A 22,709-nucleotide genomic window follows, 5' to 3' on the forward strand; every position below is an offset into this window, starting at 1 on the left:
AAGACGCGAATGAAAAAACATGCGATAGGGTTGCTGGTCGTTGCTCTCATGTTTTCCAGCCTGTGCGTGGCGCAGACGGAAGACAAAGAGTTGCGATGGTTTACCATCGATTCGGTGAATGTCGGGCTCGATGAGCCCCCCGAGGCGGTCAAGCGGCAGACGCCCCGCGAGTCGGTCCGGAGCTTTCTCCAGCTTACCAAACAGCAGGACTTCGACGCGGCGGTGCACCTTCTCAACCTTTCCGAGCTCAGCGCTGCAGAACAGCGCGAGAAGGGGAGTGAGTTAGCCAGGCAACTTGCCGCCGTTCTCAGGCGTGGCGAGTGGATCGATACCTCTGACTTGTCCGGCCGGCAGGATGCCGCCATTGTAGATCCCTCGGGGAAAAATCCCCGGGCTGGGCAACCACGACGCAGTCTCCAGCTCGCCTCACTCCGTGCCGAAGGGCAGTCCTATGATATTCGCCTGGCCCGATACCGGGTGGGCGAAGAGAACCCCGTCTGGTTGATCACGCCGGACAATCTGTCCTCTGTCCCTCTGCTTTATGAAGAATACGGCCCCTCCTGGCTGGAAGAGCATGTGCCGCAGCGTTTCAAGTCAACGTTTGGCGCGCTCCAGATCTGGGAGTGGATCGCTATTCCAGTTTTCCTGCTGGGCGTAGGCTCGGTGGGGTGGCTCGTTCATCGCTTGGTTGGCCTGGCGGCCCGATGGCTACCCTCCGGCTCACCCAGCATCTTCGCCGGCGAGATCAAGCTGCCCATGGCGTTAGTTGTCATGACGCTCGTGGCCCAGGCCCTTCTCAATTACGTGGTGTCCTTCTCGGCCGTGGCGACGACGGCTTTACGCATACTGCTGATCACCATCCTGGCCTGGGGCATCGGAGTCATCGCGCTGCGTTTCGTGGACGTCATCCTGCTGAAAATAAAGCGACGTCTGGTGGGAGAAATCGATGACACCAAACCCCGGGATGAACGCAAGTTATTGACATCGCTCTATGCGTTGCGTCGAGGCATCATCCTGGTGGCGGTTGTCGCGGTCACCATCTACATACTGTCGCAGATCGCACTTTTCGAGGCGCTGGGCATCACCCTTCTGGCCTCGGCCAGTATCCTGACGGTTCTGCTGGGCATTGCCGGTCAGGCGGTGCTGGGTAACATTCTCTCTTCATTTCAAGTGTCGCTCGCCAAGCCCATACGGATTGGTGACCTGATCGTCTTCGAGGATAAATGGTGCTATGTGGAAGGCATCTTTTATACGTTCATTCGTTTGAGAACCTGGGATGAACGCCGTTTGGTTGTACCGGTCCAGTACTTCACTTCGAAGCCCTTCGAGAATCTGTCGGTCAAGAGTGCCAAAATGTACAGGATGATTGAGTTGGCGCTTCATCTGAATGCCGACATCGAATGCCTGAGGGAGAAATTCAAGGAGTTCGCCGAGGCAGAAAAAAACGTCATCGAGCACCACAAGCTCTCGTGCTTTGTCACTGCACAGACTGAGGCGGTCCAGAAGGTCTCATTCTACCTCATGACTTCCGAGCCCTTTGCCGGCTGGGAGGCAGAAATGAATGTCCGTGAGAAGTTGCTGGGATTCATCCGCGACAACCATCCCGAGTGGTGGCCGAGAGAGGTGGTGGTCGCCAGCCACCAGGACATCGCTCGCGGGGAAGGGCCAACTGCCAGCCCGACGGTCGTGGCAGACGGCCCCAGCACAGAAGACTCAACGTGATGCGCTATTTTGATCGGTTCAGGCTGGAGGGGAAGGAGCGCAGGTTCGAATCCTGACTTGCCGACCACAATAGCATTGCGAAAAAGGACCGGCCCATAACCTGGCCGGCCCTTTTCGTTCAGAGAAAGACTTACGTATTGCGGCCTAGCGCCCTCCAATTGCACCGTCACGGCGCATGTCGGCTCCGCCAACAAGACCGCTCGGGGTGACCTGTATCAGCGACAACCCGCTGGTCAGGGTCGTTACACCAACCGCATGCCCCCTGCCGTCTTCCAGATCGGACTCAAGTGCCGCGACGTCATAGACCAGCGTCACGCCCGGGATAGGTGCCTCCAGAACGGTTGCTGAGGTTGAACTGCCACTGTTGGTATTCTGGTAATGGGGCACATTGATGGCTTCCTGTGGGTCAAGTCCAAAATCAAACACGTTCATGATGGTCTTGGCGGTGTAGCCAATGATCCGGAAGCCGCCCGGCGAGCCGGTGACCAGCGAAACCTGGCCATCCAGATCAAGGACAATGGTCGGAGCCATTGAACTGCGGGGCCGCTTTCCGGGCTGTACCCGGTTGGCAATCAGTTCGCCGGAACTGGAAGTGGGCTGGAAGCTGAAATCGGTCAGCTGGTTGTTGAGCAGAAATCCGCGGCCAGCCACCATGACGCCATTGCCGAACGAGCTCTCGATGGTCGTGGTCATGGATAGCGCATTGCCAAACCGATCGACAATGGAGACGTGGCTGGTACCCGCGCCTGGCTCATCGATGCCCGGAGCAGAGGGGTCAAACACACCGGGGGGCGTACCCGGATCAACCACGCCAAGGTCATTCTCTCCAATCAGCGAAGCGCGGGTTTCAAGGTATTGCTTGTCCAGCATGCCCTCAACCGGAACGGTGATGAAATCGCTGTCGCCAACATACTTGTTCCGATCGGCGAATGCGATGCGCATAGCCTGGGTAAAAAGATGCACCACTTCCTCGTCCAGAGGATTCTTGCCTGCCAGATCGAAATTCTCCAGCACACCCATGATCTGACCGACGGCCAGCCCACCGGAAGATGGAGGCCCCATGCCGCAGACATTATTGTCACGGTAAAGGATGCACACCGGTGGCCTTTCAATTACCTGATAATCGGCCAGGTCGGCCAGGCTCATCGAGCCGGGAATGTTAGGATCGTTCTGGACGGCGCTAACGACGTCCTGCGCGATAGAGCCAGTGTAGAAGGTATCAGCTCCATCACGAGCCAGCAGCTTCAGCGTTTCGGCATAATCCCTGTTTTTGATGAGTGTACCGGCAGGCTTGGCCGCGCATGTCTCACTGTCAACAAAGTAGTTGAAGGCGGTTGGGTCACGGAAAAATAGCCGATCCTCACAGGAACTGTTGCGGGCCAGGAGGCCGGCAACCTGATCACTGGTACGCTGGGTCAGAGAAAAACCTTTCTGGGCCTGGGTGATCGCCGGTACGAACAGGCGCTGCCACGGGAGCCGGCCATATTGCGTGTGCATGTACTCCATCATTCGCGGCACGCCCGGCACGCCTACGGACAGACCACTCTGCCAGGCATTGAAAAAGCCGATTGAATTGCCGTCCTCATTCAAAAAAAGTGCTCCATCCACGGCCGCTGGTGCGGTTTCACGGGCATCGATGGTGGTTGTGGTGCCGGTCGCAGCATCGTAATAAACGATGAATGCTCCACCCCCAAGGCCGCTGGACTGGGGCTCCACCAGGCTGAGCATGGTCTGCACCGCAATCATGGCATCTGCCGCGGTGCCCCCGGTTTTGAGAATTTTCGCGCCGGCTGCCGTCGCCAGCGGGTTTGCCGTGACGACCATTTCGCGCTCGGTGGTTTGCGCCTGTGGCAGATCGGTTGCCCATGCCGCGGGTACAGCCAGCGATAGACAGAATGCAGCAGTCAACAATCGTTTTTTCATTGTTATTCTCCTGTGGCCGAACTCTGCCTGGCCGCACTATTGGGTGAATGGTGCTGTTCGAGAATCGGTTAGCCCGATACGGTGCATCTGACGCAATTGCTGAGCCACGAAAACACAAAGCATTAAGGTTCAGATGGCTTCGGTAATTGCTGGCATAGCCGTGATATGAAGAATGTTAAATAATGTAAAATAACTCGACGTTCTTTTGCCCTGCCTGTCTGCCGATCAGCAGCACTTGCGTGCGGGTAGAAAGCCACAGCAAAATGCTTCTCAACCTTCACGCATGAGCGCTGATCAATGATCGAAACGCCACTGGAATTCGAGAGCCACGGCATAACTTGTCGCGGTGTGCTTTTCACGCCGGATGCCGACAGCAGGAACTTGCCGTGTATCGTGATGGCGCATGGTTTTGGGCTGACTCATGCCAGCGGTCTTGCGCCATTCAAGGAAGCCTTCTGCAAGGCGGGTTATGCGGTCTTTGCCTTTGACTATCGCCATTTCGGCGAAAGCGATGGCCAGCCCCGCCAGGCGCTGAGCCCCCGCAAGGAGGTGGCTGACTGGCTGGCGGCCCTGAACTGTGCACGGAAGCTGGATGGTATCGACGGAAGCCGCATTTGCCTGTGGGGAACATCGTTTTCCGGCGGGCTCGTGATTGCTGCCGCGGCACAGGATGGAAAGGTGCAGTGCACCATTTCCCAATGCCCGATGATGGATGGTCTGGCGTCTCTGCTGGGCGTAATCGGTTATGCCGGCATCACGCAGGCGATGCGGCTGACCTGGCATGGAACAGTAGATTGGATTCGCCGTGGACTGGGGATGTCTCCTCGGTATATAACATCTGCAGGCCGTCCCGGGGAGTTAGGCATGATGACGGCTGAGGATTGCCGTGAAGGGTATGTTTCCTTGTTGGCTGATAATGCGTCGAACTACATTGCCGCGGGGGTAAGTTATACGATTCCTCTTTTTCGGCCCACCCGGCTCGCCAGCAAAGTCACCTGTCCCGCACTGGTGCAGATTTGCGACCGCGATACGGTCGCCCCGGCGAATGCCGCGGTTAAAGCGGCCGAAAAAATGCCGAACTCGGAAGTGAAGCACTATTCGGTCGGGCATTTTGATGTGTATCGGGGTGAAGCTCTCGCCCAGTCCATAAAGGATCAGCTTGAGTTTCTGGGGCGGAAGCTTCCCGTTTTCCATTAATTCACTCCCAGCCAGGTCCGCTACCCGCCGTGAGCATCTTGCCGGCCCCTTTTGGGCCGAGCCCAACTGACTGCTGGAGCAGGCGCTGACGGTGCCGGGTGTTCCGGAAAACTGGAAAAGCCGTTTGGTGGAGCACCTGGACTATCCGGCGATTCTTTTTATCCTGAACCTGGGGGGCTACCAGCTCAGGATCTTCTCCACCACCTCAAAAAAACCAACGCCCCCTGGAAAGGTTTTCGTCGAAAATCCAGTGCATTAAACATGCGCTTCCAATGGCGCCGGGGCAGGGTCCGGTTGCTATCTTGCTTCCGTTCCTTTGTATTTTTTCTACTTTTGACCATGCTGATAAATGCACCCAATAAAAAAAGCAAAAGAGAAGGAACCTCGCCATGCTTTCGAAACTGCTGTGTCAATTCCTGATTATCCTGCTGGCCGTGGTCGGGCTGGCAGCCACAGGCCATGCGGCCAATCCCCATTACGATCTCAAAGTACTTTCAAGCGCCCCGGACCAGGTGTCCGGTGATGATGCGCTGGTGCAGGTACTGTTCAAGGACCGCCCCATCAAGTCAGGGCCGGCGCTGAAATCCCGCCTGCGGCAACTGACATTCTGGCTGAACGGCCAGCCCGTTGAACCCGAGATTCGCGCCGGTCGTGATGGCCACGAGGTGCTGGTGTCCGGCTTGCAGCAGGGTGAGAACAGGCTTGAACTCCACCACCGCCGGCAGGGCCCGTTGGCCTCTGTCACCCTCACGGCTCACCCTGTGACGGGGCCCATTTTCTCCGGGCCCCAGCAGTACCCGTTTGTCTGCACCGTCACCACGGAGCTGGGCAAGCAGCCTCTGGTCGATACGGTTGGCGACACCGGTTTTCCGGTACTGGACGAGCAAGGCAACCAGGTTGGTCTGAGCCGGGACTGCTCTATAGAACCCTATGTCACCTTCGTGTACCGCACCACCAGTGGAAGCTGGGCGAGCCTGCCGGTTGATGGCAGCCATCCGGATGACATGGCAACCACGGAGCTGACCGACGGCCGCACCGTGGACTTTATCGTTCGCCAGGAGCGGGGCACCATCAACCGCTTCATCTATAGCTTTGCCACCCTTGCCGAAGCTGGCGACGAGCCCTGGCAGGCGTCCACTTCGAACTGGAATAGGCGGCTGCTGTTCCACTTCCAGGGAGGAGTGGCCATCGGTCATAGCCAGGGCGACATCAGCAACAGCCGGGCGCTGCAGCTGGAGACCCTGCAGCAAGGCTATGCCGTAATTTATTCCACTGGTACCCGAACCAGCACCCATTACAACCTTCAGGTGGGTGGTGAGACTGCACTGATGGTGAAAGAGCACTTCGTCAAACGCTTTGGCGTGCCGGACTATACCGTGGCGATCGGCGGTTCCGGTGGCGGCATCCAGCAGTACGTCTATTCCCAGAACCATCCGGACCTGCTGGACGGCGGCGTGCCCCAGTACTCCTATCCGGACATGGTTACCCAGACCATTCATATCGGTGACTGCGAGCTGCTGGAGTACTACATGGACGCCACCGATCGGGACAATCCCAAATGGCAGACCACCGCCAATCGCAGCTGGCTGGTGGGCCTGAACTCCAACGATCGGTATCCCGATCCGTTTGCCGCGGCCAAGCAGTTGCTGGGCTACAGCACCGCCCCTGGCATGACCGAGTGCATTCCAGCATGGCGCGGCCTTACCCCGCTGGTGATGAACCCGCACTTTGGCCAGGCCGACAACCAGGAGCTGATGCAGCCTGAGGGCGTCATGGACGACGTACACTGGACCCATTATTCGGACGCCAGAAACATCTACGGGGTCGATGAAAACGGCGAACCCCGTACCCTGTTTGACAACGTCGGTGTGCAGTACGGGCTGGACGCCCTGGTGGAAGGCAAGATTACCAGCGAGGAGTTTATTGAACTCAACGCTCGGGTTGGCGGCTGGAAGCAGCCCTCGGAGATGGTCCAGGAAGGCTTTCCGTTCCTGGGCTCATTCTCCGACGTACTCGCTGACCCGACCGCCTTCGATCCTTGGAGTTCGCGCAACATGAATCTGAGCCCGGACGGTGGCGCGACGCCTGCCCCCCGCACCGAGGGCGATATCGAAGCCATCCGCGCGGCCTATACCTCCGGCCTGGTGTTCGACGGCCAGCTGAACATGCCGGTTATCGACTGGCGCCATTACCTGGAGGAGGTGCTGGACATGCACAACAGTCACCAGTCCTTCTCGGCCCGCCAGCGCATCATCAACCGCATGGGCGATGCCGGCAACCAGGTCATCTGGTTCACGGACACCCGCCCGACGGACTACTCCGACCCGGACGAACCGGAGCCCCGGGAGGAATCCAATCCGACGTGGATGGCACTGGAAGTGCTGCATGACTGGATCACCAATATTCAGCAGAATCCGGGCTTGAGCATCGCCGCCAACCGCCCGATTGAAGCTCAGGATGCCTGCTTCAACACCGACGGCACCTTAATCGACGCGGGCGAGGAGGTGTGGAACGGCATTCTCGACAATGAGGCGGCTGGCGCCTGCACCAGCCGGTTCCAGACCTATACCACATCGCGCATGGAGGCTGGTGGATCCATTGAAGGCAGCACCTTCAAGTGCAGCCTGAAGCCGGTGAATGCGGCGCTGTCAGACGGTACCTATGGAAGCGTATCGTTTAATACGGAGGAGGTTGATCGTCTGAACGAGACCTTCCCCAACGGCGTCTGCGATTACGCTCAACCCGATCAGGGCCGACCCGAGGGCTGATATATCGGTGAAGCGCCGTGGGCACCCCTCGGGGTGCCCTCAGACTGCGCAGCCCATGGTTAATGTACGTGAAACGCATCTGCGACCCTCTAGGATGCGCCCGGCTTGTCAGAAAAGCCGCGCACATCCAGACAGGTTTGTTCGCAATGGTTGGGCAGCAGAAATGAAAGCAGTCGGTCTTCTTTTCGTGTTGTTCGTGCTTTACGGATGCACTGCCAAACCCCATGTCGTTGAACCGGATACCGAAGCTGATGGTGAACGTACAGTCAGATTGTACGTTGTCAGCCATGGCTGGCATGTGGGCGTTGCCATAGCCGCTGACCAACTCAACCCTGTGGTTCCGGCACTAAAAGAACGCTTTGATGGGGCTGAGTACTACGAACTCGGGTGGGGTGATAAGGGGTTTTACCAGGCCCCGGAGATTACGACCGGCGTGACGCTGCGGGCCATTGTCTGGTCACGGGGAGCCGTAGTGCACGTTGTGGCTGTGCCCGGTTCGCCGGCTGAATACTTCGGTAGCAATGACCTTGTCCACACCCGCATCAACGCGGAAGAAGCCGAATCCCTGGCGCGCTACCTGGCTAGCAGTTTTACCCGCGATGCCAAAGGTGATCTGGTTGGACTCAAACGCGGCATTTACGGTGAGAGCCAGTTCTATGAAGGCGAAGGCCGTTACCACCTGCTCAATACCAGCAATAAATGGGCGGCGAAGGCGCTAAAGAGCGCGGGAATGGCTATATCGCCAACCTTCAAGCTTACCGCCGATAGCGTCATGGAGTTTGTTGAGGAGAATCGACGCGACTGCACCCGGTAACACCATCAGACGGGAGCTGCTCCCCCCGAGCCAACAGGCAATGCCGGGAGCCCGGAGCAGGTCGGGTTTGCGCTGATCTGTTTTGCCCCTAGGCCTTCACGCAGACAAACAGGGCATTGCCGGACTGACCGTCCCAGGGTTCAATTTTGCCGTAGTCATGCTCGAATACGTGAACCTCGAACCAGGGTTCCAGCAGCTGAATAAGTTCTTCGAATCCGACCGCCACCATGGGATGCTCGTCCTCCCAGGCCTTGCTTAGATCCTGCGTGGATTTCTGGATGCGCAGCTTGAGTGACTGTTGCTCGCCGTAGCCCCGGTATTGCCAGCCTGAACTGAACTTGAAGACACCGTCCCGGTGCTCTGCGGAATGGGTTACAAACAGGTTGTTGTTGATCTTGTTCTTGTCCACCGCATTGAAGCAGAAAACACCACCGGCCTGCAGGGCCTCGTAGACGCTGGCGATGCAGGAATTCAAATGGTGGATGTCACGGTTGTAGTGAATGGAATATAGAAAGCAGGTGATGAGATCGAACGACTGGTCAAAGGCAAAGCTGCCAATGTCTCCCAGGGTGAATCCGGCTTCAGGGCAGCGTGCTTTCGCTTTATCTAGCATAGGCTGGTTGATGTCCAGGCCCTGGCATTGGTAACCGAAGTCGAGGAAATGCCGGATGTGGGGGCCGGTGCCACAGGCCAGGTCCAGGTGCCTGCGACCGCCGTTTCCGAACAGCTGGTCAAGCCTGCGCACGCTGCTGCTTTGTTCCGGGTAGTCGATGTCGGCACACATCAGATCGTAATAACCGGAGAGGTCGTTGTAGAGCTTGGTGGACGATGGCATGACGGCTCACTGGCGGGGATATACGGGCGGCAGGCAGTATAGCAAAGGACAGCCGGGCCGGTTATCTTCGCGGCATTTCTGAGCTGTCCTCAATAAAGCAATTAGCGGGGTAGATCTATTTTTCAGGGCTCTTGACGTATAAGCCGCTTTTATCCCGAACGCTGGTCTCAAATAATTCACTGGCCCGGATGAGATCACTCAGCTTTTTGTACCCGTAGTTCACCGGCGAGAAGGAGCTGTTGTTGGAGATGTATTTACCAACCCGGCCGAGATGAGCCCAACCGTCGTCGTCAGCTGTCTGTTCCACGGCAGTTCGCAGCGTTCGAACCAGAACCGTGTCGCCTCGTAATTGGTTTCGACTCCATTTGGTTTCAGCGGCTGGCTTCGGGCTATCACCAACGGCGGCTTCATCCTGTTGCTCGGTTTCTTCCCTGAGGTTCTCTGTGTAGATGAACTGGGAACAGGCGCTGACAAACGGCATGGGTGTTTTTCGCTCACCAAAGCCGAAGACGGGGAGGCCAGCCTCAAGAATGCGCATGACGAGCGGGGTAAAGTCCGAGTCGCTGGTCATCAGGGCAAAGGCATCCACATTCCCGCTGTAGAGCAGGTCCATGGCATCGATGATCATCGATGCGTCGGTGGCGTTTTTACCGGACGTATAGGCAAACTGCTGAACGGGCCGAATGGCGTTGGCATGCAGTTTTCCAATCCAGCCACCCAGCTGTGGGCCATTCCAGTCTCCATGGGCATGGCGAACATTGACGGCGCCATACTTGGCCAGCTCCTGCAATACCCCTTCAATCGAGTGATGGCTGACGTTGTCGCAGTCGATCAGAAGCGCAATTTTATAGTTGCTGTTCATTATCCCTGGGTTGTCCTTTTCCAACATTATGAAATCAATACTTTACCATGGCTTGTCTTACATCCAACGCCCCTCGTCTTTCTGTGACCTGCACCCAAGTGCCGTATGGCGCTTTTTGTTAAAGTTCGTAACTCTAATAAAAACCTAGGAGTGGGATGTGAATTTTCGGACGATATGTGCAGGTTTGCTTTTAGCCATGGGGTCAGCAGTTGCTCAGGCCACTGAACTCGATTTCGAGGCGCTTAATCCGGGCTCCGTTCCGGCTGGGTACGGCAATCTCACCTGGGATAACTGGGGGCTGATGCCAAAAAGCACCTGCCAGGACGGTTACTGTGCCTCGGTTACTTCAGGCAGTTGGTCCGTATTCAATCAGAGTGGCGACGACGCAACCATCACAAGCACTGCACTCTTTGACTTCCAGGGCGCCTATCTGGCCGGCGCATTCCATGACGACCTTCTTGTAAATGTGAAAGGCTATGCCAATGGACAGCTCGCCCATGAAAGAACGGTTGGCGTGAATACGGTCATTGCCCAGTGGTTTGATTTCGGGTTTACCGGAGTTGATAGCCTGGTCTTCAGCTCCTTCGGACCGAGTGTTCAGTCCGGAGTTTCATCGCAGGGGAGCAATTTCGGGATGGACGACTTTACGTTTGAGCGGGCCGTTGCCGTCACTGAGCCGTCAACAATCGGGCTGTTGGGTGCGGGCATGGCGCTTTTGGTGGGCGTGCGTCGTAAGCGGGCTGACTGCAGAGGTTAGGGAAGAGCGCGAGTAAACTCCTACCTTATTCTCGCCCGAAAAGCTGCCCGAACTAATGTTTTGCTGTTATCCGGGCAGCGTTTGTTGGCATTAGAACTTTATGATCACACCTACCGAGACGCCTGAAATTTCATAACTGTCTTTGTCCAGGTAACTCATATACTCCGCATTGACTAGAAACTGATCGTTCAAAGCCAGGTTGGCGCCAAAGCCATAAGACAGATCCGATTCTGATTCAGAAACAGAGGCAGAACCCCCTGGTCCGCTAACAGAGGCAGTCAGCTCGCCTTTGGTAAAACCGATAACGGCATAGGGGTAGATCGGGCTGTCGTTCGGAATGCCCGCAACTGCGTAGCCCCCGAACAGGTAGTCCAGTTCAAGTTCCGCACTGACACCACCACTACTGAACGACTCATCAGCAACGCCGAAACCAGCACGCAGTTCTGCTGCGAAATAGGGAGTCAGCTGAGCACCAGCCTTTCCTGCTAGCGCCCCCAGATCGAATTCGTTGGAAAAGCCATCTTCTTCGTAGGTCACGAAGACATAGTTGATGCCAACATAGCCTTGTTCAATCGGTTGCTTCGCCTGGGCAGGGCTCACCGCCGCCATGATCGCTAGAGCAGAAATGCCTGATAATACTCTGTTCATATTGTCTCCAAGGAAATAGATCTGTCTCCCGAACACTTGATAGCGTTCGTTTGAGGCGGGGAATGTTAACTTTATTTCATTTTTAACGAAAGCGAATAGCTAACGAGCTGGCTGCAGATAGCTCTGACAGTTAATTCTTACCCTGGTCCTAATCCCGACAATTTTTTTTTGTTTCAGTTACTGTAGAGAACTGAAACTGAAAAATTAGCCAGCACCTAACTTGGGGAACGTGATGAGCAAGAAACCCGTAAAAGCAACCTTAACCACGGCCACGATTGAGGAGCAGACTGCTGCTTTTTTAAAAGCTGGTGGATCTGTTGAATATGTAGGCAAAGGTAAAAGTGGCCAGTTCGCGTCTGCAGGTTCCAAGCAGATTGACCTGAAAAGTAACTAGAGCGAAAAACGGGGCAGGCCGATTTTCTGGTCTATCGAAAAACCAGTTCTGTCCCAGTTGTTCCCGCAACACTCTCCGATACCGCTACACAGAAACCTCTCTGGCAGCCTCATCAACGAGCTGCAGTCCATTTCATGAACATGTAACGCAGAACCAAGCTCCGCAATTTGCTAAACCTATGCCGCCTATAGGTACAACTTTATTGGCCAATCAGCGCCAAGGAGGGTATTGATAACCCACGGGACGAAACCACGTGGCCGGTATGGTTGACGGCTTCGCCCTGAACGGTTGACTGTTTTGAGGGCTTTTAAGAATTGATAAGGCCTTCTGTTCAAGGCTCGAAGGTGTTCGCAAAGTCTGAAGCAATCCAGAGTAGTCGGCTAAAACGCTTTCCAGGCCACCCTTTTTGCAAGGAGAATAATGTGTCTGATATCAAACCCAAGCGCCCGGAGTGGGGTGCACGCACCACATCAAGTCTGCAGGGCAACGAGCATTGGTGGCCTGACCAGCTCACACTCAATATTCTGCACCAGAAACACCCGGACGCCAGCCCGTTTGGGCCGGACTTCAGCTATGCCGATGCGTTCTCGCAGCTGGACGTTGATGAGCTGTCCGCCGATGTGGATGCATTGATGACCGACTCCCAGGACTGGTGGCCTGCCGATTGGGGCCATTACGGGCCGTTTTTCATCCGGATGTCGTGGCACGCGGCGGGCACCTACCGTGCCAACGACGGCCGTGGTGGCGGCGGCACCGGTGCCCAGCGTTTCGCGCCGCTGAACAGCTGGCCGGACAACGGCAACCTCGACAAAGCCCGCCGTCTGCTATGGCCGGTCAAGAAGAAATATGGCGAGAAGATCTCCTGGGCCGACCTGATGGTTTTTGCGGGCAATCGTGCCCTGGAAACCATGGGCTTCCGCACCTTCGGTTTCGGTTTCGGCCGTTCGGATATATGGGCACCTGAGGATGACATCTACTGGGGCCCCGAGACCGAGTGGCTCTCCACCAATGACGAGCGCTATACCGGCACCTGGGAAGACGGCAGTCGCACCCTCGACAATCCGCTTGCCGCGGTCCAGATGGGTCTGATTTACGTGAATCCGGAGGGTCCCAACGGCGTTCCGGACGCCATGAAATCTGCCCAGGACGTGCGTGAGACTTTTGCCCGCATGGGTATGAACGACCGCGAAACCGTCGCGTTGACCGTGGGTGGACACACCTTTGGCAAGATGCACGGCAACGGTCCCGCAGAGGCCGTCGGGGAGGCGCCCGAGGGCGCGAAGATCCACGAGCAGGGCTTAGGCTGGGCCAACAAGAACGAGACCGGCCTCGGCGAGTACACGGTAACCTCAGGGCTTGAGGGCGCCTGGACACCGACGCCGACCAAGTGGGACAACTCCTACCTCAATACCATTTTTGCCCACCAGTGGGAGGTCACAAAATCTCCGGCCGGCGCCAACCAGTGGGAACCGGTTGAGGTCAAGGAAGGCTACTGGGTACCTGACGCCCACGTGCCGGGCAAGAAGAATCCGCCAGTGATGACTGCCGCGGACATGGCGATGATCACCGACCCGGCCTATCTCGAGATCTCCCGGGAGTATCACCAGAACCCCGAGGTACTCGCCGATGAGTTTGCCCGTGCCTGGTACAAGCTTTTGCATAGGGACATGGGACCTCGCGCCCGCTACCTTGGTCCCCAGGTGCCTGGTGAGAAGCTTGTCTGGCAGGACCCGGTGCCCGAGCAGGACGGGCCACTGGTCACCGATGATCAGGTCGCCACGCTCAAGCGGCAGATCGCCGACTCCGGCCTCGCGGTCAAACAGCTGGTTGGCACTGCCTGGGCCGCGGCCTGCACTTATCGGCAGACCGACCATCGCGGCGGCGTCAACGGTGCACGTATCCGTCTTGAACCGCAGATCAGATGGGACGCCAACGTTCGCGCCGGAGTGCCCGAAGTGCTCGACCGCCTGGAGCAGCTCAGGAGCGACTCCGGAACGAACATTTCGCTGGCCGATATGATCGTGCTGGCGGGCAATGTCGGGGTCGAGATGGCGGCAAAGGCCGCAGGTCACGACATCACGGTGCCGTTCACGCCGGGCCGCACCGATGCCAGCCAGGAGATGACCGAGGTCGATACTCAGGACCTCCTCGAGCCGAAGCACGATGCCTTCCGTAACTACACCCAGGAGCAGACCACGTCCATCCCGGACGAGCAGTTGATGGTTGACCGCGCCTTCATGCTGAACCTCAGCGTACCCCAGATGGCCGCGCTGCTCGGCGGCATGCGGGTTATGGGCGTCAACATCGGTGACGAGAGCCTAGGGGTTCTTACCAACCGACCGGGTCAGCTGACCAATGACTTCTTCGTCAGTCTCATCGACATGGGTACCGTCTGGGAACCGGTGGACGAAGGGGAGACCCGGTTCCAGGGCCGGGATCGCAAAACCGGCGACAAGAAGTGGACCGCCTCCCGGGTGGATCTCGTCTATGGTTCCAACTCCCAACTGCGCGCCATCGCCGAGGAGTTTGCCTCCCAGGGTGGCGAGGAGCGAATGATCGACCGCTTCGTCAAGGGCTGGGTCAAAGTCATGGAGAACGACCGCTTCGACCTGCACCGCTAGGGCTCAGGTCCGCAGGGACCAGTCGTTGCAGTAAGCGCCCCGAAGGCTGGATGCCCATCCGGTCTTCGGGTTTTTTTGTGGTGGAGGAGGTGAAGGCCCGTGCGGAAACGCCGGGTGCCGAGTCTCGCGTCCGTCATTTTGTTATCTATTGCCTACCAATGGTTTATTGCCCACCCCTGGTTCCGTTCCTATACTCGCTTAACGGCCCACTGCCTGATGGTTCCGAGGGCCCGTACGAGTGCCCGCACTATTCCAATAAAAAAGGACAACAACATGTTGAAACGTTGCACAATCCTGGCTGCTGCGGCCGCCACGCTCCTGTTCAGTGCTGCCTCCCAGGCTCAATATAAGGAAGAATACACCGTATCCACCGTTCTGCCTTCTGCCTTCCCCTGGGGACAGGCGGCGGACAAATGGGTGGAGCTGGTGAAAGAGCGCTCGGACGGGCGTATCAACATGAAAATCTACAGCAACTCCCAGCTGGTCTCCGGTGACCAGACCAAGGAGTTCTCAGCCATGCGTTCCGGGCTCATCGATATGGCGGTGGGCTCCACCATTAACTGGTCGCCGCAGGTGCCGGAGTTGAACCTGTTCTCCCTGCCATTCCTGATGCCGGACTATGCGGCCATCGATGCCATTACCCAGGGGGAGGCCGGCGAAGCCGTCTTCGCAGCCATCAAGAAGCGTGGCGTAACGCCGCTGGCATGGGGCGAGAACGGTTTCCGGGAACTCTCCAACTCCAAGCGGACCATTGAAGAACCGGCCGATCTGGACGGCCTGAAGATCCGCGTTGTGGGCTCGCCCCTGTTCCAGGATACCTTCACCGCCCTGGGCGCCAACCCCACCCAGATGAGCTGGGCCGATGCCAAGCCGGCGCTGACCACCGGTGCCGTCGACGGCCAGGAGAACCCTTTATCTGTATTTGATGTGGCCCGTATCGACCAGGTCGGTCAGGAATACCTGACCCTCTGGCACTACATGGCGGACCCGCTGGTGTTTGCGGTCAGCAACAGCATCTGGGACCAGTTCAGCGCCGAAGACCAGGAATTGCTGAAGGAGGCGGCGATCGATGCTGGTGAATGGGAGATTGAAAAATCCCGCAGTGAAATCGACGACACCCTGGCTGCCATCAAGGATCGGGGCGTGGAAGTCACCGAGCTGACGGACGAACAGCGGCAGGCCTTCAAAAAGGCCACCGAGTCCGTATACGGAAAATGGACCCCGCGCATTGGCGAGGATCTGGTCAAGCAGGCGCAGGACGCGGTCGCTAACCGCAACCAGTAACAGGACCTGCCCAGGCGCCTGCCATCCCTGGTGGGCGCTGTCTTTGAACCGGAGTCACCATGCCGTCCCGTCCCCCCAAGTTCCGGCCCGACGCCTGGCTGGCCACCATCGCCCTGATAGCGATCTGCCTGATCAGCCTGGGTAACGTGATCGTGCGCTACGCGACCGATGCGTCTTTCGCCTTTACCGAGGAGTTCTCGGTGTTTTTTCTGGTGATCCTCACCTTTGGGGGAGCGGCGGTGGCCGCACGCCATAACCAGCATATCCGCATCGAACTGATCGAACACTTCCTGCCGCCCAAAGCGAAGAAAGTGGTTTTCGTGTTGCAGTGGCTGGGCGGCGTAACGGTGCTGGGCATGATGACCAGGTTCGGCAGCACCTTCGCATGGCAGGAATATCAGTGGGATTCACTGTCGCCGGGCCTGGGGTTGCCCAACTGGGTGTATGTGATCTGGCTGCCGCTGCTGTCGGTCGCCATTATCATTCGCATGACCCAGAACCTCATTGACCGTCTGCGAGGCAAGGAAGAGCCGGAGGTGATCCATGAGTCCTGACCTGCTGATGATTGGAAGTTTCCTGCTGGCGTTGTTGCTGGGCATGCCGGTGGCTCTTGCCCTTGGTCTTGGCGGCGTGGTGGGAATTGTAGCGGGTCTGCCGCCCTCCATGCTGGGCACCTTCGGCACCAATACCTATAACAGCGTCGCCAAGTATCCGCTGATTGCCATACCCCTGTTTATCCTGACCGGCCTGATCTTCGAGCGTGCGGGTGTTGCAGCCAGCCTGGTGCGCTTTGCCCAGGCGATTATCGGCCCCCGCCATGGCGGCCTGACGGTGGTGGCCGTGATCGTGTGCCTGATCATGGGTGGCATGAGCGGTTCCGGCCCGGCCGATGCGGCTGCGGTGGCGATGGTGATGCTGCCGAGCATGCGCAAAGCCGGTTACCCGATGCCGTTTTCAGCGTCGCTCATTGCGGCCTCGTCGTCCACGGCCATTCTGATTCCGCCGTCCATTGCACTGATTCTCTATTCCATCGTGGTGCCCGGCGTGGATCTGCGGGCGCTGTTCGCTGCGGGCCTGTTCCCGGGCATTCTCGCGGGTATTTCACTGCTGGCGCCGGCCCTGTACTTCGCCCGAAAGTACCGTTGGGAGGATCCGGAAGCGGTCGAACGTCCGCCGCTCTGGCCGAGTTTCAAGGCCGCTTTGCCAGCGCTGTTTGCGCCGGTGATCATCCTCGGCGGGCTTCGTTCCGGGCTTTTCACACCCACCGAAGCCGCCGTGGTAGCGGTCGCTTATGGGGTGCTGGTCGGGTGCGTGCTCTACCGCAATCTCACCCTCAGGAACCTCTGGGGCCTGATGACGGAAGCGGCGGTTACTTCCGGCGTGGTCATGTTCATCATTGCGCTGGCCGGCATCTTTGCCTGGGCGGGTACCACACTCGGCACCTTCCAGCATCTGGCCGACGCCCTACTGTCCCTTTCCGAGAACGGCTGGGTGCTACTGGGGCTGGTGATGGTGCTGGTGCTGATCGCTGGCATGCTGCTTGATGCGATCTCCATCTACCTGATCCTGATCCCCATTGTGTTGCCACTGATGAATCATTTCGGCTGGAACCCGATCTGGTTCGGCATCCTGCTGGCAATGAACATCGCCATCGGCCAGTTCACGCCGCCGGTCGCCGTCAACCTGATGGTCACCACCCGCATAGCCAACATCCGCCTGGAACATACCATCGGCTGGGCCCTGGTCTTCACCGCTGCCATGGCCGTCAGCCTGGTGCTGGTGATGCTGATTCCGGGCATCGCCCTGTGGTTACCTGAGAAGCTGGGGTATGTAGTGGGGCCCTGGTAAAAGGGCCCGATCAGTTGCATGTCCTTAGTTATATAGCCATCGGCCATCCAGCAAGCATGCGTTTTCCAGAACTGCAAGAGCAGTAGAAGATTGCCTTTCAGAGCAGAAGAGCAGCGTCCCGATGTTTTCTTCGTGAACTACAGAATTGTGAAATGGTCTATGAGACCATGATTGGAAAGGCCTGGATAAAGGCATTGACTGAGCTTGTGAGAAAACCGTTAGGGATCTATTTTCGCAGAGGATAGTCAACCATGCAGCAGAACATGGACGTTCTTATCATTGGCGGCGGCGTCGCTGGGCTTACTGCTGCCATCGGCTTGATCGACCAGGGCTTCAAGGTCACGTTGATCGAAGGTAGCGACAGCCTGGGCGGCCGGGCCCAGAGCATGACGGACCGCACCACCGGCGAGCGGGTCGATCTGGGGCCCCACGTCATGGTTACCCAGTACCGCAATATGCTGAAGTTACTGGAAAATCTGGGCACTGAAAAGCAGGTGGTCTGGCAAAGACGTCCCCACTTAATTCTGGTAGATAAGCCGGAGCCGGTAGTTATGCGACTCCGAAGTCTCCCCGCGCCGCTTCATTTCGCGCCCAGCATGCTGAACGTGCCGCAGGTTTCGTGGGCCGACCTCTTCTCCAACCGCCGCGTTCTCTGGCAGCTTATGCGCCTGGACGAGGAGGGGATCCTGGAACTGGACGAAATTAATGCGGAGCAACACCTGCGGGAAATGGGCGTTAGCGAGCGGGCATTGGACTGGTTCTGGCGGTCGGCAGCCATGACCATCATGAACGCTCCGCTGGAGCTATGCTCGGCAGGGGCATTGCTTCGTTTTATCCGGTACCTGGGCGGGCGTAACGACTATCAGGTCGGTTTTGCCGGCGAAGGTCTGGGGGATCTGTTCGCGCCGGAGGCAGCCCGACGCATACGGGCGTCGGGCGGGCAGGTGCTGCTGGATACGTCAGTAGCAGCGCTGGTGACCGAGGATGGACGTGAGCTCAGGGCCAGGTTCTGCATTGTGGCGACTCCTCTGGAAAGTCTGCTCAGCTTGGTTCCTGACGATTGGCCGCTCCGCTACGAGACGTTTGCGAACCTCGACCGATTCAAACCGAGCCCCTATATCTGCACCTATCTCTGGTTTGCCGGTAAACTGACGAAGGAGCCTTTCTGGACCAAGGTCTGGTCACCGGACAATCTGAACTACGATTTCTACGATCTTTCCAATATCAAGCCATCCCTGGCTGGCAAGTCTTCCGTAATAGCCTGCAACTGCATGTACAGCTTGAAGTCGGATCTACTTACCGACGAAGAGATTGTCAGCCGAACGCAAGCCGAGGTTGCCGAATATCTCCCAGCTGCAGCCCAGATGGAAATTCAACATGCGCGGGTCCACCGGGTCCCCATGGGGATACCTGTGCCTGCACCTGGCACCGAGAAAGCAAGACCGGATACGACCACACCAATACCGGGACTATACCTGGCAGGCGACTGGATCAACACGGGCCTGCCAAGCTCCATGGAAAGTGCTGCAAGGTCGGGCTGGATGGCTGCCGAGCAAGTGCTGGCAAAGATTGGCCGGCCCTGTGCTCTGGCGCAGCCACTACCAAAGCTTACGGGTCTGGCTTGGGCCCTAGGCCGAAAAGGAGGCAAGCAGGGCTGACGCGAGAGCGGTCGCTCGCCTCAATGCGTTGGCCAGTAGAGATCCCAAAGTAGTCCTTGCCATTGCTACCCTACTGGTCGTCCGCTTTCGGGTCAGTAGACTCAGGTTCATTGTATTTGGATTTTTTAGCTTCCTGGTGCCGCTCCGTATCCTGGTGTTTGGGCGAAGCGTCGTGGCCCATGCTCTGCTCTCCTACATCCCTTTCACTGCCGTCCTCGTGCACTTCGTGGTCACTAGGAGCAGGTTCATTGTATTTCGACTCAGTGGATTCCTGATGGCGCTCCGAGTCCTGGTTTTTGGGTAGAGCATCATGGCCCATGCTCTGCTCTCCTATATCCCTTTCACTACCTTCCTCAGCGGCGAACAAAGCAGCTGAACCCAAGGTTATAGCCGGCGTGACCAATGCAAAAAACGCGAGTGAATGCAGCTTTTTCATAGGATTTTCCTTCGACTCGGTTGTGTCAGGTGGACAAAATGTCCTGTGTGACCGAACCCCGGATCTACATTCAGGGTATGGGTCAGTTGATGCGCTAGCGCGCTAAAATGCAATAGAAGCAAGTCGCTGAATTGACAATTTATGTATTGAACGCCTCCTTGATATCTTCAATTGACGAGTGCGCCTTCGTCGAAGACGGGCTCATGGCGAGGGTGGTGCTCACCTCCGGTGCAACCATCGCCGGGTCCAGCGACAGGATAACGTAGCCTCCTACGGCTCCGGCGCCGAAGCCTGGGGCAAAAACCAGCGAGCGTTTGTTGATCGCTCCGTCGAAGACAGCGTCAGCGAGCGCGATCGGAATGCTGGCCGCAGAGGCGTTGCCGACCTCGGAGATGTTGAAATAGATGTCTTTACCGTCGATCCCCTGGGCTTCGGTGATCTCGGTGATCATGTTCTTGTTGGCCTGGTGAGGCACGATGATGTCGATCTCAAGGCCGAGTCCGGAAAGTTCGCCCATCATCTGGTTCAGGTAGCGCTTGACCAACGCCTTGACCTCGGGGCCATAGACGGTGATGTCGTTGTCGAAATCGTGATTCGGCCAGATGATCGAGTTCACCTGGCTGGCGGGCCCGCTGGCATAGGTCTGGATCACATGAATGTCACGTTCACCGTCGGACGGCGCAATCACCACAGCGGCGGCTCCGTCACCAAAGATCATCCGCGACGGCCGGGCATTACCGATCTTGTCCGAAAACTTCTCCGCCAGGACCAGCAGGACTGGGCGTTCGATCTCCCGCAGCAAGCGGACCGCCTCGGCGACGCCGTAGGGGAACCCGGCGCAGGCTGCAACAATGTCGGCCGAGCAGTGGGTCTGCAGAATACCCAACTGACCTGAGAGCCAGGTGGCCGTTGACGGTATCAGTCGGCTCGAGGTACAGGAGCAGAACAGCACCGCACCGATTTCCTCGGACCCGCGACCGGCATGTTTCATCGCTGCCCGCGCGGCCTCGAGGGCGATATTCTCCAGGGGCTCGGCGGTATAACGGCGCCTTTCGATGCCGGTTTTGTCGGCGATTTCCTTCGCGCTCATCGGCGACCATGAGGACGGGGAGTTGCGCACGACATCCTCGTTTGAGCAGACGACCTCACCCTTGCGGATGGCCAGCGCCTCGATCTTCGGTTGGATCGGCGCATCGTCACCGATCACCGTCGGCGGATAGGGCCTGACGGGCTCGACTGCAGCATCTGGCGTCGGGGCCTGCTTCGCGACGGTGGTACCCTTCTTTTCGCGGTTGATGAATTCGAGCACGTGGCGGTTTTTCGGATAAAACAGCACGACGATATCGTCATCCTGCATCTCGGCCAACGGCTTCAGTCTGGCCTGGCTCCGGTCCCAGGGCTGTTGGTTATGCAGCACCATCGACCAGCGCCGGAGTGCCTCGAGTTCGGCCTGCTGGTCTGTGACGTCGAGGATGTCGTCGATGCTGAAGCGCGGGTGGTCGGGATTATAGTTGCCGAGGGTGGTCGTGCTGGCATCGGCAGTGGCAAGCGCTTCAGCAATCGTGGCTTTGATCGGCGGCAGTGACGTTGCATGATAGAGCTTGTTTGAGAAGCAGTCGAAGAGCCTGTCGAACAGCTCGTCTTCAGCCGCAGCGTTCCACTTCGCCGGTAGCTGTGCGTAGGCCTCTCGGACGCTTTCGGTCTTGGCTTTCCGCCCCTCCCAGGGCTGCAGCAGAGGCACGAAGATATCGTCGCGGTTCCGCGGGACATCGCGCCAGCGCATCGGCTGCTTGTCATACATTACCAGCGCGTACCGGTTCGCCCAGAAAAGATGCAGGCCGATGTCGCGCAACAGGTCGTAACGGGTCGCGTAGCCTCTAGCTGCCGCGCGCTCGGCGATTTCTGTGCCGGTCGGCGCTTTCACTTCGAAGTCGCGCCGAATGATCGCCTTCAACTGGTCGAGATCGCTGATGGTCGAAAAGTCGAGTTCGGTAAAAATGCTCGAGGGAAACACCAGCTTCCCGTGTCTGTTCAGTCGGAACGGTTTCATGATAGCTCCTTGCTGGTACCGATAGCTTGTAGGAAGCTGTATTTCTGCAGCTTCTGCCTGCGTCTCTGCGGCCTCGGAAATGAAACCTTGTCCCGATAATTCGCCAGTTTTTTAGTCTTGTGTCTAGGCAGTATAGCCGCCCGTGGCCCTGCGGGTTATCCATCGGGTGCTTAATCCAATCCGGACCCAAAAATGGGACACCTTGTGAGAGGTTAGGGAGCGCTGGGTCTAGAAGAAGGGAGCGCCGGGTCAGGAGAAGGCAACGCGGGGTTTAGAAGAAGGCAACGCCGGGGATCAAATGATTTCTGTTGAAGAGCCCGCTGAGATTCAGAGAAAAAAGCCGAATCGCCGCACGCAGACGTCAACGTCGAAGGCCGAGCCAATGGCGACGACGGCAACACTTCTGATGTTCGCAGGCTGCAGCTCAGCGTCGGTACGGTGGGCCTGCAGCTGGGAGTAAGGTACAACGAAACGGGTCCGGCGCGGCTCCGCCTGCAAGGTACAACGAAAGGATTGCCAGGGCTTTTCCAGTTGATCGGTCTTTACGTGCAGGTTGTAGTCATGCGCCCCGCCCAACAATTCGATGAACAGGCCGCCGTAGTCGGCTCGCAAGTGATCAGGCTCGATCTCGAGCTTCATCTGCAAGAACCCGCCGTTGTTCTCGAGCCGGGTACGGCCCGACAGACAGGCGCAGGATGAGCCATATCGGTCTTCCTGTCGCAGTGTGCCACTGGAAACGCCGCCCATAACCTGATCGCTAACCAGGGTCCAGGGCGAAGGTCCATCCTGACCAGCGCGATAAACGTCGACCAGTCGTTCAGCACGGACCTCGGGGCCTCGGGTCTCCAACCGTTCATTCATAGTCTTGTAACCATCCAGATCCAGGATTCCG

18 protein-coding genes are annotated in these 22,709 nt (G+C 57.8%); 11 read left to right on the plus strand and 7 right to left on the minus strand.

Annotated elements, in window-relative coordinates:
- The first annotated feature begins 9 nt into the window (after positions 1-9).
- Positions 10-1,722 (plus strand): mechanosensitive ion channel family protein, encoded by a 1,713-nt coding sequence (locus tag G7W63_RS03845; protein ID WP_166253419.1) that lies wholly within the window; start codon positions 10-12, stop codon positions 1,720-1,722.
- Between the two features lie 144 nt (positions 1,723-1,866).
- Here G7W63_RS03845 and ggt read toward each other — a convergent pair whose 3' ends face one another.
- Positions 1,867-3,645, minus strand: a complete 1,779-nt coding sequence (gene ggt / locus G7W63_RS03850) for a gamma-glutamyltransferase (protein ID WP_166253422.1) — start codon at positions 3,643-3,645, stop codon at positions 1,867-1,869.
- A 297-nt stretch (positions 3,646-3,942) separates the two neighbouring features.
- Between ggt and G7W63_RS03855 the strand changes: the two genes are divergently transcribed.
- The 3 genes from G7W63_RS03855 (at position 3,943) to G7W63_RS03865 (ending at position 8,424) form a co-directional block, all read left to right on the plus strand.
- Positions 3,943-4,842, plus strand: coding sequence for an alpha/beta hydrolase (locus G7W63_RS03855; protein ID WP_166253425.1), 900 nt, complete (start codon positions 3,943-3,945; stop codon positions 4,840-4,842).
- Between the two features lie 389 nt (positions 4,843-5,231).
- The gene (locus G7W63_RS03860) at positions 5,232-7,610 is read left to right on the plus strand and encodes a DUF6351 family protein (RefSeq protein WP_166253428.1); all 2,379 of its coding nucleotides are present in this window, start codon (positions 5,232-5,234) and stop codon (positions 7,608-7,610) included.
- Between the two features lie 163 nt (positions 7,611-7,773).
- Positions 7,774-8,424 carry a TIGR02117 family protein gene (locus G7W63_RS03865; RefSeq protein ID WP_166253431.1) on the plus strand — a complete coding sequence of 217 codons (651 nt, stop codon included), beginning with the start codon at positions 7,774-7,776 and terminating at the stop codon, positions 8,422-8,424.
- Between the two features lie 88 nt (positions 8,425-8,512).
- Here the strand turns inward: G7W63_RS03865 and G7W63_RS03870 are convergent, their stop codons facing one another.
- Together G7W63_RS03870 and G7W63_RS03875 are read right to left on the minus strand one after the other, a co-directional pair.
- A complete protein-coding gene (locus tag G7W63_RS03870; protein WP_166253434.1) occupies positions 8,513-9,259 on the minus strand; it encodes a class I SAM-dependent DNA methyltransferase in 747 nt (248 codons plus the stop codon).
- A 115-nt stretch (positions 9,260-9,374) separates the two neighbouring features.
- The gene (locus tag G7W63_RS03875) at positions 9,375-10,121 is read right to left on the minus strand and encodes an NYN domain-containing protein (protein WP_166253437.1); all 747 of its coding nucleotides are present in this window, start codon (positions 10,119-10,121) and stop codon (positions 9,375-9,377) included.
- Positions 10,122-10,317: 196 nt separating this feature from the next.
- Between G7W63_RS03875 and G7W63_RS03880 the strand changes: the two genes are divergently transcribed.
- Positions 10,318-10,878 carry a PEP-CTERM sorting domain-containing protein gene (locus G7W63_RS03880; protein ID WP_166253439.1) on the plus strand — a complete coding sequence of 187 codons (561 nt, stop codon included), beginning with the start codon at positions 10,318-10,320 and terminating at the stop codon, positions 10,876-10,878.
- A gap of 90 nt (positions 10,879-10,968) precedes the next feature.
- Here G7W63_RS03880 and G7W63_RS03885 read toward each other — a convergent pair whose 3' ends face one another.
- Positions 10,969-11,526: a porin family protein gene (locus tag G7W63_RS03885; protein ID WP_166253441.1), complete on the minus strand. Its 558-nt coding sequence runs from the start codon at positions 11,524-11,526 to the stop codon at positions 10,969-10,971.
- Positions 11,527-11,758: 232 nt separating this feature from the next.
- Between G7W63_RS03885 and G7W63_RS03890 the strand changes: the two genes are divergently transcribed.
- From G7W63_RS03890 to G7W63_RS03915, 6 genes are all read left to right on the plus strand, one after another.
- A complete protein-coding gene (locus tag G7W63_RS03890; protein WP_166253443.1) occupies positions 11,759-11,920 on the plus strand; it encodes a hypothetical protein in 162 nt (53 codons plus the stop codon).
- A 431-nt stretch (positions 11,921-12,351) separates the two neighbouring features.
- On the plus strand, positions 12,352-14,541 hold the full coding sequence (katG, locus tag G7W63_RS03895) for a catalase/peroxidase HPI (RefSeq protein WP_423202274.1): 2,190 nt from the start codon (positions 12,352-12,354) through the stop codon (positions 14,539-14,541).
- Positions 14,542-14,814: 273 nt separating this feature from the next.
- Positions 14,815-15,825, plus strand: coding sequence for a DctP family TRAP transporter solute-binding subunit (locus G7W63_RS03900; RefSeq protein WP_166253447.1), 1,011 nt, complete (start codon positions 14,815-14,817; stop codon positions 15,823-15,825).
- A gap of 59 nt (positions 15,826-15,884) precedes the next feature.
- A complete protein-coding gene (locus G7W63_RS03905; protein WP_166253449.1) occupies positions 15,885-16,379 on the plus strand; it encodes a TRAP transporter small permease in 495 nt (164 codons plus the stop codon).
- Positions 16,369-17,673: a TRAP transporter large permease gene (locus G7W63_RS03910; RefSeq protein WP_166253451.1), complete on the plus strand. Its 1,305-nt coding sequence runs from the start codon at positions 16,369-16,371 to the stop codon at positions 17,671-17,673. Before G7W63_RS03905 ends, G7W63_RS03910 begins: the two co-directional genes overlap by 11 nt.
- 251 nt (positions 17,674-17,924) lie before the next feature.
- Entirely contained in the window at positions 17,925-19,331 is a 1,407-nt protein-coding gene (locus tag G7W63_RS03915) for a hydroxysqualene dehydroxylase (RefSeq protein WP_166253453.1), read from the plus strand.
- A gap of 70 nt (positions 19,332-19,401) precedes the next feature.
- On the opposite strand, the gene G7W63_RS03920 is transcribed toward G7W63_RS03915, so the two are convergent.
- The 3 genes from G7W63_RS03920 to G7W63_RS03930 form a co-directional block, all read right to left on the minus strand.
- Positions 19,402-19,767: a hypothetical protein gene (locus G7W63_RS03920; RefSeq protein WP_166253455.1), complete on the minus strand. Its 366-nt coding sequence runs from the start codon at positions 19,765-19,767 to the stop codon at positions 19,402-19,404.
- Positions 19,768-19,906: 139 nt separating this feature from the next.
- On the minus strand, positions 19,907-21,817 hold the full coding sequence (locus G7W63_RS03925; RefSeq protein WP_166253457.1) for a 3-oxoacyl-ACP synthase III family protein: 1,911 nt from the start codon (positions 21,815-21,817) through the stop codon (positions 19,907-19,909).
- Positions 21,818-22,144: 327 nt separating this feature from the next.
- Positions 22,145-22,678, minus strand: coding sequence for a CIA30 family protein (locus tag G7W63_RS03930; RefSeq protein ID WP_166253459.1), 534 nt, complete (start codon positions 22,676-22,678; stop codon positions 22,145-22,147).
- Positions 22,679-22,709: the final 31 nt, after the last annotated feature.

The sequence above is a fragment of the Marinobacter salicampi genome, assembly GCF_011074795.1.
Lineage (GTDB): Bacteria > Pseudomonadota > Gammaproteobacteria > Pseudomonadales > Oleiphilaceae > Marinobacter > Marinobacter salicampi.

Excerpts from the sequence above, each read along its gene's own strand:
- G7W63_RS03925 (WP_166253457.1), bottom strand. The coding sequence starts at position 21,817 with ATGAAACCGTTCCGACTGAACAGACACGGGAAGCTGGTGTTTCCCTCG.
- G7W63_RS03910 (WP_166253451.1), top strand. The coding sequence starts at position 16,369 with ATGAGTCCTGACCTGCTGATGATTGGAAGTTTCCTGCTGGCGTTGTTG.
- G7W63_RS03915 (WP_166253453.1), top strand. The coding sequence starts at position 17,925 with ATGCAGCAGAACATGGACGTTCTTATCATTGGCGGCGGCGTCGCTGGG.
- G7W63_RS03865 (WP_166253431.1), top strand. The coding sequence starts at position 7,774 with ATGAAAGCAGTCGGTCTTCTTTTCGTGTTGTTCGTGCTTTACGGATGC.
- G7W63_RS03930 (WP_166253459.1), bottom strand. The coding sequence starts at position 22,678 with ATGAATGAACGGTTGGAGACCCGAGGCCCCGAGGTCCGTGCTGAACGA.
- G7W63_RS03905 (WP_166253449.1), top strand. The coding sequence starts at position 15,885 with ATGCCGTCCCGTCCCCCCAAGTTCCGGCCCGACGCCTGGCTGGCCACC.
- G7W63_RS03890 (WP_166253443.1), top strand. The coding sequence starts at position 11,759 with ATGAGCAAGAAACCCGTAAAAGCAACCTTAACCACGGCCACGATTGAG.
- G7W63_RS03860 (WP_166253428.1), top strand. The coding sequence starts at position 5,232 with ATGCTTTCGAAACTGCTGTGTCAATTCCTGATTATCCTGCTGGCCGTG.
- G7W63_RS03885 (WP_166253441.1), bottom strand. The coding sequence starts at position 11,526 with ATGAACAGAGTATTATCAGGCATTTCTGCTCTAGCGATCATGGCGGCG.
- G7W63_RS03875 (WP_166253437.1), bottom strand. The coding sequence starts at position 10,121 with ATGAACAGCAACTATAAAATTGCGCTTCTGATCGACTGCGACAACGTC.
- ggt (WP_166253422.1), bottom strand. The coding sequence starts at position 3,645 with ATGAAAAAACGATTGTTGACTGCTGCATTCTGTCTATCGCTGGCTGTA.
- G7W63_RS03855 (WP_166253425.1), top strand. The coding sequence starts at position 3,943 with ATGATCGAAACGCCACTGGAATTCGAGAGCCACGGCATAACTTGTCGC.
- G7W63_RS03920 (WP_166253455.1), bottom strand. The coding sequence starts at position 19,767 with ATGAAAAAGCTGCATTCACTCGCGTTTTTTGCATTGGTCACGCCGGCT.
- G7W63_RS03880 (WP_166253439.1), top strand. The coding sequence starts at position 10,318 with ATGGGGTCAGCAGTTGCTCAGGCCACTGAACTCGATTTCGAGGCGCTT.
- G7W63_RS03870 (WP_166253434.1), bottom strand. The coding sequence starts at position 9,259 with ATGCCATCGTCCACCAAGCTCTACAACGACCTCTCCGGTTATTACGAT.
- G7W63_RS03900 (WP_166253447.1), top strand. The coding sequence starts at position 14,815 with ATGTTGAAACGTTGCACAATCCTGGCTGCTGCGGCCGCCACGCTCCTG.
- G7W63_RS03845 (WP_166253419.1), top strand. The coding sequence starts at position 10 with ATGAAAAAACATGCGATAGGGTTGCTGGTCGTTGCTCTCATGTTTTCC.